At 71.6% G+C, this 14,778-nt stretch carries 15 protein-coding genes; 7 read left to right on the forward strand and 8 right to left on the reverse strand.

The annotated features are described in order from the left end of the window. Nucleotides 1-35: 35 nt before the first annotated feature. Nucleotides 36-1,553, reverse strand: coding sequence for a TM0106 family RecB-like putative nuclease (locus V1351_RS02105; protein WP_338750258.1), 1,518 nt, complete (start codon nt 1,551-1,553; stop codon nt 36-38). Between the two features lie 111 nt (nt 1,554-1,664). Then, complete coding sequence (locus V1351_RS02110) at nt 1,665-3,221, reverse strand: dolichyl-phosphate-mannose--protein mannosyltransferase (RefSeq protein ID WP_338750260.1); 1,557 nt, start codon at nt 3,219-3,221, stop codon at nt 1,665-1,667. A gap of 114 nt (nt 3,222-3,335) precedes the next feature. On the opposite strand from V1351_RS02110, the gene rsmI reads away from it, so the two are divergent. Genes rsmI through V1351_RS02145 form a run of 7 tightly spaced genes read left to right on the forward strand, consistent with a single transcriptional unit; the run spans nt 3,336 to nt 9,261 of the window. Beyond that, nucleotides 3,336-4,193, forward strand: coding sequence for a 16S rRNA (cytidine(1402)-2'-O)-methyltransferase (rsmI, locus tag V1351_RS02115; RefSeq protein WP_338750262.1), 858 nt, complete (start codon nt 3,336-3,338; stop codon nt 4,191-4,193). 18 nt (nt 4,194-4,211) lie between these two features. After that, on the forward strand, nt 4,212-4,997 hold the full coding sequence (locus V1351_RS02120; protein WP_338750264.1) for a histidine phosphatase family protein: 786 nt from the start codon (nt 4,212-4,214) through the stop codon (nt 4,995-4,997). A gap of 9 nt (nt 4,998-5,006) precedes the next feature. After that, nucleotides 5,007-5,600, forward strand: a complete 594-nt coding sequence (locus V1351_RS02125; protein ID WP_338750266.1) for a TlpA family protein disulfide reductase — start codon at nt 5,007-5,009, stop codon at nt 5,598-5,600. Then, entirely contained in the window at nt 5,597-6,385 is a 789-nt protein-coding gene (locus V1351_RS02130; RefSeq protein WP_338750268.1) for a cytochrome c biogenesis CcdA family protein, read from the forward strand. Before V1351_RS02125 ends, V1351_RS02130 begins: the two co-directional genes overlap by 4 nt. Then, the gene (resB, locus tag V1351_RS02135) at nt 6,385-7,971 is read left to right on the forward strand and encodes a cytochrome c biogenesis protein ResB (protein WP_338750270.1); all 1,587 of its coding nucleotides are present in this window, start codon (nt 6,385-6,387) and stop codon (nt 7,969-7,971) included. Before V1351_RS02130 ends, resB begins: the two co-directional genes overlap by 1 nt. Then, a complete protein-coding gene (gene ccsB / locus V1351_RS02140; RefSeq protein ID WP_338750272.1) occupies nt 7,968-8,927 on the forward strand; it encodes a c-type cytochrome biogenesis protein CcsB in 960 nt (319 codons plus the stop codon). Before resB ends, ccsB begins: the two co-directional genes overlap by 4 nt. A 7-nt stretch (nt 8,928-8,934) precedes the next feature. Then, on the forward strand, nt 8,935-9,261 hold the full coding sequence (locus V1351_RS02145) for a DUF4229 domain-containing protein (RefSeq protein WP_338750274.1): 327 nt from the start codon (nt 8,935-8,937) through the stop codon (nt 9,259-9,261). Between the two features lie 326 nt (nt 9,262-9,587). Here the strand turns inward: V1351_RS02145 and V1351_RS02150 are convergent, their stop codons facing one another. The 6 genes from V1351_RS02150 to V1351_RS02175 all read right to left on the reverse strand — a co-directional run bounded on the left by V1351_RS02150 (nt 9,588) and on the right by V1351_RS02175 (nt 14,760). After that, nucleotides 9,588-10,478 (reverse strand): 1,4-dihydroxy-2-naphthoate polyprenyltransferase, encoded by an 891-nt coding sequence (locus tag V1351_RS02150; RefSeq protein WP_338750276.1) that lies wholly within the window; start codon nt 10,476-10,478, stop codon nt 9,588-9,590. Between the two features lie 21 nt (nt 10,479-10,499). After that, nucleotides 10,500-11,648, reverse strand: a complete 1,149-nt coding sequence (gene menE / locus V1351_RS02155; protein WP_338750278.1) for an o-succinylbenzoate--CoA ligase — start codon at nt 11,646-11,648, stop codon at nt 10,500-10,502. A gap of 98 nt (nt 11,649-11,746) precedes the next feature. Further along, complete coding sequence (locus V1351_RS02160) at nt 11,747-12,592, reverse strand: DUF389 domain-containing protein (RefSeq protein ID WP_338750280.1); 846 nt, start codon at nt 12,590-12,592, stop codon at nt 11,747-11,749. Between the two features lie 30 nt (nt 12,593-12,622). Further along, a complete protein-coding gene (locus V1351_RS02165; protein WP_338750282.1) occupies nt 12,623-13,291 on the reverse strand; it encodes a hypothetical protein in 669 nt (222 codons plus the stop codon). Beyond that, complete coding sequence (locus V1351_RS02170) at nt 13,288-13,518, reverse strand: hypothetical protein (RefSeq protein WP_338750284.1); 231 nt, start codon at nt 13,516-13,518, stop codon at nt 13,288-13,290. The genes V1351_RS02165 and V1351_RS02170 overlap by 4 nt, the downstream gene beginning before the upstream one ends. A gap of 285 nt (nt 13,519-13,803) precedes the next feature. Further along, the gene (locus tag V1351_RS02175) at nt 13,804-14,760 is read right to left on the reverse strand and encodes a 1,4-dihydroxy-2-naphthoyl-CoA synthase (RefSeq protein WP_338750286.1); all 957 of its coding nucleotides are present in this window, start codon (nt 14,758-14,760) and stop codon (nt 13,804-13,806) included. Between the last annotated feature and the right edge of the window lie 18 nt (nt 14,761-14,778).

Here is a 14,778-nt window from a genome sequence, read left to right on the forward strand (position 1 = left end):
CATCAGGGTAGAAGGTCGTCGCCCGATGGCGTGACTCACGCCGCGTGGGCAAGCAGCCAGTCGCGCAGTCGCAGCGTGGAGAGGCAGTCGTACTCGTTGTACTGACGCAGGTCGGTCAGGCGCGCAGCGGCTCCGGCGGCATCGCCCTCCGCGACGGCCTCGCGGTAGCGCTGGTACTCGACGATCGACTCACCCCCGCCGGTCACGCCGTCGGGGTCGCGCAGGTCGACGCCCATGTAGAGCGGTTCGAGGCGCTTGATGGAGTAGGACGGGCTGCCGACGCGCACCGAGGACCTGACGACGGCGTACAGGTCGACCAGCACGCCGTCGGCGATGAGCGCGGCGACCTCGTCGCGGTACACGTCGTGGCGGCTGGCCAGTCGGGTCAGCGCCGTCGGCTCGTACCCGGCGTAGTGGTAGACGTGCGTCCCCGGCCAGCGTCGGCGCCGCTCCTGCACCCAGTCGACGAAGTCGACGAGAGCGCGGCGCTCCGCCGCCCGATCGTGGGCCCAGAACGGCGTGAAGCGCTCGCCGTCGTCCGTGGTCAGACACCCGAAGAGGTACTCCAGGCCGGGGTCGTCGTCGTAGCCATCGCGCCACATGGGGTCGCCCTCGAAGTCGAAGAAGACGTCCCCGAGGCTCGGCTCGGGGAGAACCGCCGGGGTGTGCACCTCGAAGGCGAGCGGCGCCTGCGGGGTCGGCTCGACGAGCTGCAGCCGGGCCTGGGCGCTCATGACGGCCAGGTCCTCGGGCTCGATCCCCTCGACGGGACCGATCCGCTGGGCGAGAGCGGCGACCGTGGTGACACCGGCCTGCAGCAGCAGGCGTCGTCGATAGGAGGAGACACCGGCGACGAGTCCGACGTCACCGGATGCGGCCAGCTCGGCCCGGCAGGCGTCGCAGCGCAGGCACGCCCGCCACCGCGGGTCACCCCAGGCCACGGGAACGTCCTCGTCGAGGTGTCTCCCGAGCACCTCGAGAACCCGTGAGCGGACGGTGGCCAGGTCCTCCACGAGATCCTCGGTGGGGGTGTCGACGACCGACCCGTCACCCAGGTACAGCCGCACGAAGGGGGCGACGGGGGCCCCTGCCTCCCGCAGCGCCTCGGCGTAGGCCGCCACCTGCGTCAGTGCGTGCGCGTGGGCGGATCGGGCCAACTTGGTCTCCGCGACGATCCACCGCCCGTCCTCATCGCGCAGGAGGTGATCGGCCCGGCCGGTGAAGCGGTCGGCGCGCACGGCGGCCTGGTGCACCAGGCGCACGCTGGGGTCGGTGAGCAGCCGCAGGGTCGCCTCGTGGTCGAGCTCGCGCGCGTCGCGGACCCCGTCGTGGTGCTCGCGGGTGAGCCGCTCGGTCACCTCCGCCTCCCACTCCCGCCCGGCGGCGCCGAAACGGTCGCGCACCGCATCGGGTGTGCTGGGCACCGCCTCCCGGCGCCCCAGCCGCACGTCGGCCTCGACGAGGAGGCCGAACTCGCAGCGACGCCCGGTCCGCAGGTCACCCGTGGTGATCGTCGGGGGGCCGGGGACGCCGTCGATGAGGGGGTAGTGCATGGCCCCGACCTTACGAGCACCCGCCGACAGCACCCCGTGCACTCCGGGACTCAGGGCACCCCGGGACCCGAGGGCGCAGATCGCTGTGCGCGCGTGCGCCCCCCGAGCGCCTCAGACCCAGCTGGGGAACCACATCCGCCACTGCCAGTGGTCGTAGGGGATGACCTGGGCGGTCCAGACCGGCCAGAAGAACGCGAAGTTGGCCAGCACGAGCAGGCAGTAGCCGCCGATCACGAGGTGCCCGATCCGGCGTCGGCGCGCGCTCGCGCCCGGTGGGCCGAGGGCCAGCCCGAGCATGAAGACGACAGCAAGGATCACCCACGGCTCGAAGGCGATGACGTAGAAGGTGAAGATCGTGCGGTGCTGGATGAAGAACCACGGCAGCCAGCCGCCGACGAACCCGGCGAGGATCGCCCCCGCGCGCCAGTCCCGTCTGAACGCCCAGTGGTAGAGGAGGAAGAACAGCGCGATCGTCGCCAGCCACCAGATCGAGACCGAGCCCAGGCTGGTGATGGCCTTGGAGCAGGACTCGACGGCGCACCCGTCGACCCCCTTCGCCGGGGACTCGTAGAAGAAGGACGTGGGCCGGGCCTGGACCATCCACGACCACGGGTTCGACTGGTACGTGTGCTCCGAGGTCAGGTGGGTGTGGAAGTCGAAGGCCTGCACGTGGTAGTCCCACAGCGAGCGAAGGGCGGGGGGCAACCACTGCACGCCCTCACCCGGGTGGTCGGCGGCCCACGAGCGGTTGTACCCGTACGTGCTGGTGAACCACGACGTCCACGAGACGAGGTAGGTGCCCAGGACGACCAGGCTCATCGAGACCCCGGCGAAGATGCCGTCCTTGGCGATGCCGGCGCCGAACCAGCGCCGGACGCCCACCGCCTTTCGCGCCCCGATGTCCCACCAGACGGTCATCAGGCCGAAGATCGCGAAGAAGTACAGCCCCGACCACTTGGTGCCGCAGGCCAGCCCCAGGCTCACGGCCGCCACGAGCCGCCACGGGCGCCACAGCAGCCACGGCCCGGTCCGCATCCGCACGCCCGCGGGCAGCGCGGCGACCCTGTCCGCCAGCCGTCGTCGTGACCAGTCGCGGTCGATGAGCAGCGCGCCGAAGGCCGCCAGCACGAAGAACATCAGGATCAGGTCGAGCAGGCCCGTGCGGGACTGGACGAAGTGGTGCCCCTCGAAGGCCATGAGGAAGGAGGCGATCGTGCCGAGCCAGCCGGAGCGGAAGAGGCGTCGGGCGATCAGGCCGACCATCAGGATCGACAGCGTGCCGAGCAGGGCCACGGAGAAGCGCCACCCGAAGCTCGACGTCGGCCCGAAGATCCACTCGCCGAAGGCGATCACCCACTTCCCGACGGGCGGGTGGACGACCATGTCGCCCTGGGTGCCGATGAACACGTCGGTCGTGCCCTGGGTGAAGCTCGGGTCGACCTCCTCGCCGTCACCCTTCCACTTCATCTCGACGCCGTGGTCGAGCATCGAGACGCCCTGCTTGACGTAGTAGGTCTCGTCGAAGATCAGCTGGTGGGGCCGCCCCAGGGCCCAGAAGCGCATGAGTCCGCCGATGACGGCGAAGAGCAGCGGGCCCAGCCAGCCCCACAGCACATCGCTGGGACGGAAGCCGAGCAGCCGGGCACGCAGCTGCTCACGGCGGTCCATGGCCGTCATCGTAGGCGAGCCCGGCCCGTGGGGACGTGGACCGCGACACAGCCCCCGTGCTCGGCAGGACCATGCCCTGATCGGAGGTCGCCGCCTGTTGGGATGATGGTGGGTATGCCACTCGTCCTTGCCGCCACGCCCATCGGTGACCCGCGCGATGCCAGCGCCCGCTTCCGGGACGAGCTGGCGGGCGCCGACGTCGTCGCCGCGGAGGACACCCGTCGGCTGCGCCGCCTCGCCGGTCAGCTCGGGGTCGAGCTGCCGGCGCGGGTGGTCAGCTATCACGAGCACAACGAGGCCACCCGGACCGTGGACCTGCTGGAGTCGGTGACGAAGGGGGAGCGGGTGGTCCTCGTCACGGATGCCGGGATGCCCTCGGTGTCGGATCCCGGGTACCGCTTCGTGCGTGCCTGCATCGACGCCGAGCAGCACGTGACCTGCGTCCCGGGCCCGAGCGCGGTGCTCGTCGCCGTGGCCCTGTCCGGGTTGTCCGTGGACCGGTTCTGCTTCGAGGGGTTCCTGCCGCGCAAGCCGGGGGAGAAGCGCCGGGTGCTCGAGGAGCTCGTCCTCGAGCGGCGCACGATGGTCTTCTTCGAGGCGCCGCACCGGATCGCAGCCAGCCTGGAGATGATGGCCGAGTGCTTCGGTGCCGACCGTGCGGCCGCGGTCTGCCGCGAGCTGACAAAGACCTACGAGGAGGTCCGCCGGGGCGGCCTGGCCGAGCTGGCCGAGTGGGCGGCGGAGGGCGTCAAGGGTGAGATCACGATCGTCGTCGGCGGCGCGGAGGAGACCAGCGTCTCACTCGAGGACGCGGTCGCCGAGGTCCTCGCCCGGCACGACCGCGGCACCCGGCTGAAGGACGTCTGCGCGGCGGTCGCGACCTCGACCGGCCACGGCAAGAAGGCGCTCTACGACGCCGTCGTCGCCCACCGGAACCTGCCGGACCGACCTGGGCGAGACCGCTCAGACTGACCTGAGAGAATCCGGGCCATGACCGAGCCGATGCCTGACTCCGGCACCGACCTGCCCCTCGACCCCGAGACCAGCGAGACCAGCGACATCGCCGCTCGTGCTGCCGCGCAGGCGGCGTCGGGTGCACGCGAGGCCCGTGCCGAGCACGTCGACGCCGGGGCGCCGGGAGTGCAGGATCGCACCGTGGTGCACCTGATGCGTCACGGCGAGGTCGACAACCCGCGCAGGGTCCTCTACGGCCGCCTGCCCGGCTACCACCTGTCCGACCTCGGCCGGCAGATGGCCGAGGTCGTCGGTGCGCACCTCGCCGACCACGACCTCGCGCTGGTCGTGCACAGCCCCTTGGAGCGGACCGCCGAGACCGCCGCCCCGACCCTGGAGCGCCACGGCCTGACGGCGGTCGTCGACCCCCGGGTCATCGAGGCGGGCAACAAGTTCGAGGGGCGACGCTTCCGCAAGCGGCTCCTGCTCGACCCCCGCCGCTGGTGGTGGGTCCGCGACCCCACCGTGCCCACGTGGGGTGAGTCGTACCACGCGATCAGCAAGCGGATGATGGCCGCCATCGAGGACGCCAGGGACCACGCGCGTGGCCACGAGGCGCTCATCGTCAGCCACCAGCTGCCGATCTGGACCATCCGCAGCGCCCTGGAGAGCCGTCGCCTGTGGCACGACCCGCGCCGCCGCGAGTGCAACCTCGCCTCGCTGACCACGGTGACCTTCGTCGGTGACGAGGTCGTCGACGTGTCCTACACCGAGCCCGCGGCCCACCTCTACCCGCACGCCGCGAAGACCCCGGGAGCCTGACCCCCTTCGATGACTGCACACCGCCTCACCCGCGCCCTCGCCGCCACGGCGAGCGCCCTCGCCCTCCTCGGAGGCGTCGCCGCCTGCTCCACGTCAGAGACGCAGGAAGCCGCCCAGGACGCCGGCTACCGCTCCGGCGACGGCACCCTCCACCTCATCCCCGAGGCCGACCGCGACGAGCCGGTCGACCTGGCCGGGGACACCATCCGCGGCGAGACCTGGGACGTCGCGGACCACCGTGGGGACGTCGTCGTCGTCAACCTCTGGGCCAGCTGGTGCGGTCCGTGCGCCAAGGAGGCCCCGGACCTCGTGGACACCCATGAGGCGACGAAGGGAGAGGACGTCACCTTCGTCGGCATCGACTACCGCGAGTCCTCCGTGGCCACCGGCCTGGCGCAGGCCAAGACGTGGGGCTTCGTCTGGCCCTCCGTCTACGACGAGACCGGCACGACCGCCCTGGACATGCAGGGCACGATGACCACCCAGCCCTCGACCGCGGTCCTGGATCGTCAGGGCCGCATCGCCGCCGTCGTGCTCGGTCCGGTCACCGAGAGCACGCTGTCGGGCATCATCGACGACACCCTGGCCGAGAGCAACGGATGATGGGCCCGGCCCTGCCCGTGCTCCCGTCACTCGCCGCGGTCCCGGCAGGGCTGAGCGACCAGGTCACCGGCGGGGCCCTGCCGCTGGCCGTCCTCGTCGCCGCCCTGGCCGGGCTGGTCTCCTTCGCCACTCCGTGCGTGCTACCGCTCGTGCCGGGGTACCTGGGCTACGTCACCGGCCTGTCCGACGTCGCTCTGGAGGAGCGCAGTCGCGGTCGGATGGTCCTGGGCGCGGTGCTGTTCATCCTCGGCTTCACCGTCGTCTTCGTGCTCGCGTCGATGTTCGTGGCCACCGCCGGCCGGGCGCTCGTGGAGCACCGGGTGCTGCTGATGCGCATCGGCGGCGTCGCGGTGATCCTCATGGCGCTGGTCTTCCTCGGGGCCGGCTCGCAGCGGACCTTTCGGCTCCCGGTCAAGCCCGCCGCCGGACTGGCCGGGGCACCCTTCCTCGGGGCGGTCTTCGGTCTCGGCTGGGCGCCGTGCATGGGGCCGACGCTCGCCGCTGTGCTCGCACTCAACCTCGCCGGTGATGCCTCGACGACGCGCGCGGTCGTTCTGGCCATCGCCTACTGCGCCGGGCTGGGCCTGCCCTTCGTCCTCATCGCCGCGGCCTACGAGCGCTGGGCGCCGGTGTCGCAGTGGCTGCGCCGGCGTCAGCGCACGATCCAGGTCGTCGGCGCCGTCCTGCTCATCATCATCGGTCTGCTCCTGCTCACCGGTGGCTGGGACGCGATCAACCAGTGGCTGCAGATCCGACTGATCAGCGACTGGGAGGTGTACCTCTGATGGCCCGACGCACCGAGGGACGACCGCACTCCCGGACCCAGTCGGTCACCCAGCCGAGGCTCGGGGTCGTCGGCTGGTCACGGTGGGGCTGGCGTCAGCTGACGAGCATGCGCACGGCGCTCTTCCTGCTGCTGCTCCTGGCGATCGGCGCGGTGCCCGGTTCGGTCTTCCCGCAGCGCAACTTCGACCCCGGACGGACCGCGGACTGGATCGAGCGCCATGAGACGACGGGCCCGATCCTCGACCGGCTCGGGGCCTTCGAGGTCTACTCCTCGCCGTGGTTCTCGGCGATCTACCTGTTGTTGTTCATCTCGCTCATCGGCTGCATCATCCCGCGCACCGGAGTCCACCTGCGCGCCCTGCGCGGCAAGCCCCCGCGTGCGCCGCGTCGTCTGGGCCGCCTCGAGGCCCACGCCGAGGGTGAGGTCGAGGGCAGCCTCGAGGAGGTTCGCGAGGCCGCGACCAGGGTGCTGCGCAAGCGTCGCTACCGGGTCGCCAGTCATGACGAGGCCAGCGTCTCCGCCGAGACGGGTTACCTCAAGGAGACCGGCAACCTCATCTTCCACACGAGCCTGGTCGCGCTGATCATCGGCGTCGCGATCGGCTACCTGTGGGGCTGGAAGGCCGACATCGTTGTGCCCTCCGGGGAGTCCTTCGTCAGCACCGTCACGCGGTACGACACGTGGGCGCCGGGGCCGCTCGTCGACGAGTCCACGCTCTCCCCCTTCGCGATCACGGTCGAGGAGATGACCGCCGACTTCAACGACCGGGACCCGGCCGCACGCACCTTCGGCCAGCCGCAGGACTTCGAGGCGCACGTCTCGGTCACGCCGGCCGACGGCGACGAGTTCACCGACGTGGTCAAGGTCAACGGGCCGCTGGAGATGGCGGACTCGACCGTCTTCCTCCTCGGCAACGGCTATGCCCCGGTGGTGACCGTCAAGGACGCCGAGGGGGAGGTCCTCTACAAGGGGGCGACCCCCTTCCTCGCGCAGGACGGCAACTACCGCTCCACCGGCGCGATCAAGGTCGGGGCGGCCACGCAGCCCGAGCAGTTCGGCTTCGTCGGGCTCTTCCTGCCCACCGCGACGATCGACCCGGAGCAGGGCCCGATCTCCGTCTTCCCCGACACCCGGGCACCGGCGCTCGCCCTGAGCCTCTACACCGGTGAGCTGTACCCCGGTGGCCGGCCGCAGTCCATCTTCACCCTCGACACGAAGTCGATGGACAAGGTGGTCACGAGCGACGGCACCGACCAGCTGCGGCTGTGGCTGACCCCCGGCGACACCGAGGCGTTGCCCGGTGATCGGGGCACGATCACCTTCGACGGCATCGAGCGCTACGCCGGTTTCTCCGTGCGCAGTGACCCCGGCAAGGAGCTGACCCTCGTCTCCGCGCTGCTCGCGCTCGGTGGCCTCATCGCGACCCTGCTGGTCAAGCGGCGCCGGGTCTTCGTGCGCCTGACCGAGGTCGACGGCCGGGTGCGGGTCGAGGTGGGTGGCATGAGCCGCGATGACGACGAGGGACTGACCGAGGTGGTCGAGCAGGTGCGCGACCAGCTCGTGGGAGAATCGAGGACATCATGAACAACGAGATGCTGGCCCAGTACGCCAACTACGCGCTGGCCTCGGCGGCGCTGGTGGTCACCGTGGCGATGCTCTGCTACGCCCTCTACCTCGCGCAGGCCGTGCCCGTGCGCGAACGGGCCGACGCAGACGCCAAGGTCCCCGCGACCGTCGGTGGTCCGGCCGCCGACGGGGACGCGGCGTCCGACCACGCCGCGGGCACCGCCGTCGAGACGCCGGTGCGGGCGCGCAAGGCCGCCGGCATCGCCGGTTCGCTGACGTGGTTGGCCGCCGGGCTCCTGCTGCTCTCGGCCGTGATGCGCGGGGTCGCCGTCGAGCGCTTCCCCCTGGGCAACCTCTTCGAGTTCAGCATCGCCGGTGGGTTCTTCGCGCTGGCGACGTTCAGCGTGGCCTCGGTCCGCCGCGATCTGCGTTGGCTCGGGGTCTTCGTCACGGCCTTCGTCACGCTGCTGCTCATGGTCGCCTCGACCGCCTGGTACGTCGAGGCCGACGAGCTCGTGCCCTCGCTGCAGTCGTACTGGCTGGGGATCCACGTGACCGTGGCGACCTTGTCGGTCGGTGTCTTCACCGTCGGCGCGATCGTCAGCGGGCTCTACCTGCTCAGCGACCGCGAGGTGGGCGGAGAGCGGTTCTGGCGCAAGCTGCCCCCGGCGCAGTCGCTGGAGAAGTTCTCCTACTCGCTGCACATCATCGGCTTCCCGCTGTGGTCCTTCACCCTCATCGCCGGAGCCATCTGGGCCCGCGAGGCGTGGGGCGCGTACTGGACGTGGGACCCGAAGGAGGTGTGGACCTTCGTCATCTGGACGGTCTACGCCGCCTACCTGCACGCCCGCGCCACGAAGAACACTGCGCGCCGCACCGCGAACTGGATCGCCGTCGCCGGATTCGCCTGCATCATCATCAACTACACGGTCGTGAACTTCTACTTCATCGGCATGCACAGCTACGCGCAGTAAGGGCGACATGATCCGCTACACCCTGCTTCGTTTCCTCATCTTCTTCGGGTGCCTTGCGTTGTTCTGGCTGCTCGGGCTGAGGGACGGCAACGAACTGCCCTGGCTGGCCGTTCTCGCCGCCCTGGCGTCGATGCTCATCTCGGCGGTCGTGCTCAAGCCCTTCCGTGCGGACATGATCACCCAGCTCGAGGAGCGTCGCGCCGCCAAGGCGGACAAGCGCGCCGCCCGGACCGACACCGACGAGGCCGTCGAGGACCGCGCGCAGGACGAGAGCACGTCCGCAGGGCGCGAGGCCGACGCCGCTGCGGACGACGAGGAAGAGACCTTCCGCTGACCCCGCTGGCCTGATCGGGGGGACTCTGTGTCGCCTCGTCAGGGGGGCCCTGTGTCGCCTCGGGCAGGGGGACTCTGTGTCGCCTCCAGATTCTCGGGTGACCCGATACTCGTGTGACGAGCACGTGCCTGGTGTGTCATGTCCCTGGTGGCCGCGCAGTCTCGGGATGGCCGGGAAAACCGGTGCTGGCCGCGTCATAACCCGGCCATGAGTCGCCAGGGGGTCTTGTCAGGGCTGCCCGGCCAGATGTCCTCAGCACGACGGCGCCGGACCAGCGCTACCGTCGCGCCCGGCGACTCCCGGGGGTGCGCCTCGGACGGCGGGAGTCAGATCGCCAGCGGCACGACGAGCAGGACCGCCCACAGCAACTCGGCCAGGCCGGTCAGCGCCAGCGCGGGGATCAGGGCGCGACCGGTGGCGCCGTCCTTGACGGCCTTGATGCCGGGCCAGGCGATGAGCAGACCGAGGATCGCAACCGGGGCCCAGACCTGCCAGATCGCCATGAGCAGTGTGCACACGGCGGCCACCGCGAAGAGTCCGAGGTAGAGCCGGCGGGCACGCGCGTCACCGAGGCGCACGGCGAGCGTCGTCTTGCCGGTGAGGCTGTCGGTGGGGATGTCGCGCAGGTTGTTGGCCACGAGGATCGCGCTCGCCAGCGACCCGACGGCGACGGCGCCGAGCACCCCGATGGGCGTGATCGTGCCGATCTGGGCGTAGAGCGTGCCGAGCGTGGCGACCAGGCCGAAGAAGACGAAGACGTACACCTCACCGAGCCCGCGGTAGCCGTACGGGTTGTCGCCGCCGGTGTAGCGCCAGGCCGCGAGAATCGCCAGCGCCCCGATCGGCAGCAGGATCCAGGCCGCGCTCAGGGCGACGAGGGCGAAGCCGAAGAAACCCCCGAGCCCCAGGAAGGCGAAGGCCACCGCCTTCACGTCGGCCGGCTCGGCCAGCCCCTGCCCGACGAGACGGACCGGGCCGACCCGCTCCTCGTCGGTGCCGCGGATGCCGTCGCTGTAGTCGTTGGCGTAGTTGACGCCGATCTGCAGGCAGCAGGAGACGAGCAGGGCGAGCAGTGCGAAGCCGAGCACGACCCCCTTCCTCTCCTCCTCGAGGTCCATGTTGGCGGCCGCGGCGGCGGTGCCGACGATGACGGGCGCGATCGCTGCGGGCAGGGTTCGCGGGCGCGCGCCGGCGAACCAGTCGGAGAGTGTGGCCACGATGGTCGATCCTACGAGCGTTCAGGCTCCGAGCAGACGCGCCACGGCGGGGCGGTCGGGCTTTCCGGGCCCGCGCAGGGGGACCTGCGTCACGACGAGCACGCGTCGCGGCAGGGCGTGTGCCGGCAGGTGGGGGCGCAGCATCTCGCGGATCTCGCCGAGTCCGTCCGCCGCCACGGGCCCTGGCAGCGGCCCGCCCGGCGAGGTCACCGCGGCCAGCGCCACGATCTGGCCCCACTCCGGGTCGGGGACGCCGACGACCACGGCGCCGGTGACGGCGGGGATGTGCGCCACGACGGCGTCCTCGACCAGACGCGGGGCGACCTTCATGCCGCCGGTGTTGATCAGGTCGTCCGCCCGACCGTGGACGGTGATCCTTCCTTCGCCGTCGACCACGCCGAGGTCGCCGGTGCGGAACCACCGCTGACCGCCGTGTGCGACGAAGGAGTCCGACTCCATCCCGAGGTATCCGTGCGCGACGACCGGTCCGCCGATCTCGAGGGCGCCGTCGTCGCCGGTGCGCACGATGACGTCGCGCAGGGGCGTGCCGTTGTAGACACATCCTCCGGCGGTCTCGGACATGCCGTAGGTGGTCACGACGCGCACGCCCTGGGAGCGGGCCCGGTCGAGCAGCGCCGCGGGAGTGGCCGCGCCGCCGACGAGGATCGCGTCAAAGCGCCGCAGCGCCTCCAACCCGAGCGGGTCCTCGACGAGCCGGGCCAGCTGGGTCGGCACGAGGGAGGTGTAGCGCCGCTCCCCGGCCATCCCGGCCGTGGCCTCGACGAGGGCGAAGGGGGTGACCTCCGACGCCGCCAGGACCACCGGCGTCGTGCCCGCGGTGATGCTGCGCAGGAGCACCTGGAGCCCGGCGATGTGGTGCGGCGGCAGGGCGAGCAGCCACTGCCCGTGACCACCGAGCCGCTCGGCGGTCGCCTCGGCGCTCGCGATGAGGTTCGCCGCCGTAAGGAGGGAGAGCTTGGGCGTCCCCGTCGAGCCGGAGGTGGCGACGGTCACCGCGAGGTCGTCGGGGGCACCGCCCGGGGGGATCTGCGGCGCCGCGTCCGGGGCGTGCGGCAGGACCGGCGCGGTGCCGGTCAGCGCGCGCTCGAGTCGGGGCAGCGCCTCGAGGACGTCGGGGCCGGCGGGCAGGGGCAGTGGCGTGATCGGCACGCGTCCATCTTCGCTGATGGACCCGGGGCCGGGGGCGTGCCCTCCACAGGGTGGGGGCGGCCCCGTGGTCACCGTGCGGGTGATCGGTCCGGCACGGCTCATCTCGCCTGGCTCCGTACCCATCCCAGCTCGAGCTGGACCGGGTAGCCGACGGCCTCCTCGATGGCGGACTGGAGTCGAGCGGACGAGGGTGGCGTGTCGTGCGAGGCCATGAGGAGGTGCACCTCGGCGCCGTCGACCGTCAGGTCCATCAGGTGGGCGGGCGCGACAGGTTCGACCCACGCGTTGAACTCCGTGAGGGCCGCGGACTCCAGGTCACGCTCCGCGACGATGTCGCGGCCCGTCGTCGCCAGCGGCACGGTGAGGAGGGCCAGGGCCGTGGTCACACCCATCCCGGTGAGCAGCAGCCGGCGGCCCTCCACCTCGCGGGCGGAGCCGAAACCGGCGACGATGAGCACGGCTCCTCCCGCGGCGATGATGGCCACCAGGTTGACGGCGAAGAGGAGCAGGGCGCCCAGCGCGGCGGTCGAGTCGCCACCGGCGAGGGTCACCCCGGACACGCACAGCGGGGGCACGAGCGAGACGGCGATCGCGACACCGGGCAGGGAGCCGGCGATGTCCGTACGCGTGATGGAGAGGCCGCCCACCGCACCGGCCGCGACGGCGACGCCGAGGTCGGCCAGGGTCGGGCTGGTGCGAGACGTGACCGCGGCATTGGTCAGGTCGTCGGAGAGGTCGAGCGAGGTCGCGCCGATGAGTGTCGAGATGAGGTAGACGACGAGCACACCCGCGATCAGCAGGGCCGCATGGGAGGCGAGCCGACGGGGTCGTGCGGCGACGAGGGCGGCGCTCACGCCGAGGATCGGCTCCATCAACGGGGCCACGATCATCGCTCCGATGATCGCGGCGGTCGAGTCCACGAGGACGCCGAAGCTGGCGATCACTGCGGCCGCCGCGAGCAGGAGGAGGAAGCGTCAGAGGCGCGCACGGGTGATCCCTCCGACCGCCTCTTCGATGGTGGCGCGCACCTCGGTGTCGAGCTCACCCCGCTTGATGTAGGGGGCGGTCGTCGCCCCGCGCACGGCGCTCGGTGCCGGCGCGAGGACCGTCAGGACCGGCATGGCCAGCCAGACCAGGCCGACGACCGCGACGCTGAACTGCCCGAAGAGCTCCGGTCGCACCAGTCCCGCCACCGCCCCGGCGAGCTCCGCCAAGCCGAGTCCGATCAACCACAGCTGGATTGCGGCGTCGGGGGGCACCACTCGGGAGGCGAGCAGGTCGGCCAGTCCGCGGACGAGGAGCAGCACGCCGATCGCGATCGCGAGGCGGTAGAGGTGCTCGTCGTGCGCGACGAGGACGAGGCAGAGGCCACCGACCGCGGGCGCGAGGGCGCGCAGCGTGCCGGCGCGTCGCATGCCGCCGCGGGGCAGTCGACCTGCTGCGCGTGCCTCGGGCAGGAGGAGCAGTGCGGTGGCGAAGCCGAAGGCGACGAGGACCTCGGTGTGCCGATCCGGGTAGGTCACCCACCCGAGCAGGCCGATGGCCGCGACGAGGGCGCGCAGAGCCTCCGCGGTGGCGGTGGGGTCGCGGGTCAGCAGCGCCCGGACCGAGGTCGACTCCCGGTCACGGGAGGGGGCGGTCATCGCGCCCGGCTCGGGCAGAGGACGTCGTCGACGAACTCGCGGAGCTCCTGGTCCATCAGTGTGCCGGTCACTGGTTCGTAGGAGGCGACGGCGTGGACGGTCTGCGAGCGCGCCGACACTGCGGAGGCATGTGCGGTGCCGGCCGACCACCTGACGAGCCCGGTCGGCTCACCGAGGCCCTCGACGTCGTCGTCCGTGATCACCTGGTGGCCCCGCTGAGTACTCATGGCCTCCCCGTCCACTGTCCGACCGCTCCTCAAAGGTAGCGCGTCACACGCCGGCCCGGGCCCGAAGCTGAGCGTCCTCCCGCTCGGTCGTCGCGGCCGACCCGCACAGCGCGCGTCCACCGGACGAGCCGACTACCAGCACGACCGGGACGCCTTGGCCGACCGGTGTCGCCGCCTTCGTCCAGGCGAGGTGGCGCCCGCTCTACGCGTACGCCGTCGGCCCGTGGGGGACGACCCGTCGCGCTCGCGGCCGCGGCCGCGGCCGCGGGACGGCCTCGATCGCGATCAGAAGTACCAGGGGAAGGGCGACCAGTCCGGCTCGCGCTTGTCGAGGAACTGGTCGCGCCCCTCCACCGCCTCGTCGGTCATGTACGCCAGACGGGTCGCCTCGCCGGCGAAGACCTGCTGGCCCATGAGGCCGTCGTCGGTGAGGTTCAGCGCGAACTTGACCATCCGGATGGCCGTGGGCGACTTGGCCATGATCTCCCGGGCCATCTGCAGCGCCTCGACCTCGATCTCGGTGTGCTCGACGACCGCGTTGACCGCACCCATCTCGTGTGCCTCCTGCGCGGTGTAGGCACGGCCGAGGAAGAAGATCTCGCGCGCGCGCTTCTGCCCGACCATCTTCGCCAGGTACGCGCTGCCGTAGCCGCCGTCGAAGGAGCCGACGTCGGCGTCGGTCTGCTTGAAGCGGGCGTGCTGGCTGGCGATCGTCATGTCGCACACGACGTGCAGGGAGTGCCCGCCGCCGGCGGCCCAGCCACCGACGAGGGCGATGACGACCTTCGGCATGGTGCGGATGAGGCGCTGCACCTCGAGGATGTGCAGGCGCCCCCCTTCGGCCTTGACCCGGCGCTCGTCGACGCCCGCGACGCTGTCGTCGCCGGTCGGGTCGCTCGCGTACTGGTACCCGGAGCGACCGCGGATGCGCTGGTCGCCCCCCGTGCAGAACGCCCATCCCTGCGTCGTCGCGCTGCTGCCCTCGCGCGGCGTCGGGCCGTTGCCGGTCAGCAGGACGACGCCGACGTCGGGGGTCCGGCGGGCGTGGTCGAGCGTGCGGTAGAGCTCGTCGACCGTGTGCGGGCGGAAGGCGTTGAGGATCTCCGGGCGGTCGAAGGCGATCCGCACGCAACCGAGCTCCGTGGCCCGGTGGTACGTGATGTCGGTGAGGTCCTCGAAGCCGGGGACCACCTCCCAGGCCTGCGGATCGAAGGTCTCGCTGACGTTGTCCAGTGCACTCACGGGCCCGAGCCTATGCCG

Origin of the sequence: Janibacter sp. A1S7, from assembly GCF_037198315.1 — a bacterium.
In the GTDB taxonomy this organism is placed as follows: Bacteria; Actinomycetota; Actinomycetes; order Actinomycetales; family Dermatophilaceae; genus Janibacter; species Janibacter alittae.

Excerpts from the sequence above, each read along its gene's own strand:
- V1351_RS02145 (WP_338750274.1), top strand. The coding sequence starts at position 8,935 with ATGATCCGCTACACCCTGCTTCGTTTCCTCATCTTCTTCGGGTGCCTT.
- V1351_RS02105 (WP_338750258.1), bottom strand. The coding sequence starts at position 1,553 with ATGCACTACCCCCTCATCGACGGCGTCCCCGGCCCCCCGACGATCACC.
- V1351_RS02110 (WP_338750260.1), bottom strand. The coding sequence starts at position 3,221 with ATGGACCGCCGTGAGCAGCTGCGTGCCCGGCTGCTCGGCTTCCGTCCC.
- V1351_RS02130 (WP_338750268.1), top strand. The coding sequence starts at position 5,597 with ATGATGGGCCCGGCCCTGCCCGTGCTCCCGTCACTCGCCGCGGTCCCG.
- V1351_RS02120 (WP_338750264.1), top strand. The coding sequence starts at position 4,212 with ATGACCGAGCCGATGCCTGACTCCGGCACCGACCTGCCCCTCGACCCC.
- ccsB (WP_338750272.1), top strand. The coding sequence starts at position 7,968 with ATGAACAACGAGATGCTGGCCCAGTACGCCAACTACGCGCTGGCCTCG.
- V1351_RS02165 (WP_338750282.1), bottom strand. The coding sequence starts at position 13,291 with ATGACCGCCCCCTCCCGTGACCGGGAGTCGACCTCGGTCCGGGCGCTG.
- resB (WP_338750270.1), top strand. The coding sequence starts at position 6,385 with ATGGCCCGACGCACCGAGGGACGACCGCACTCCCGGACCCAGTCGGTC.
- rsmI (WP_338750262.1), top strand. The coding sequence starts at position 3,336 with ATGCCACTCGTCCTTGCCGCCACGCCCATCGGTGACCCGCGCGATGCC.
- V1351_RS02125 (WP_338750266.1), top strand. The coding sequence starts at position 5,007 with ATGACTGCACACCGCCTCACCCGCGCCCTCGCCGCCACGGCGAGCGCC.
- V1351_RS02170 (WP_338750284.1), bottom strand. The coding sequence starts at position 13,518 with ATGAGTACTCAGCGGGGCCACCAGGTGATCACGGACGACGACGTCGAG.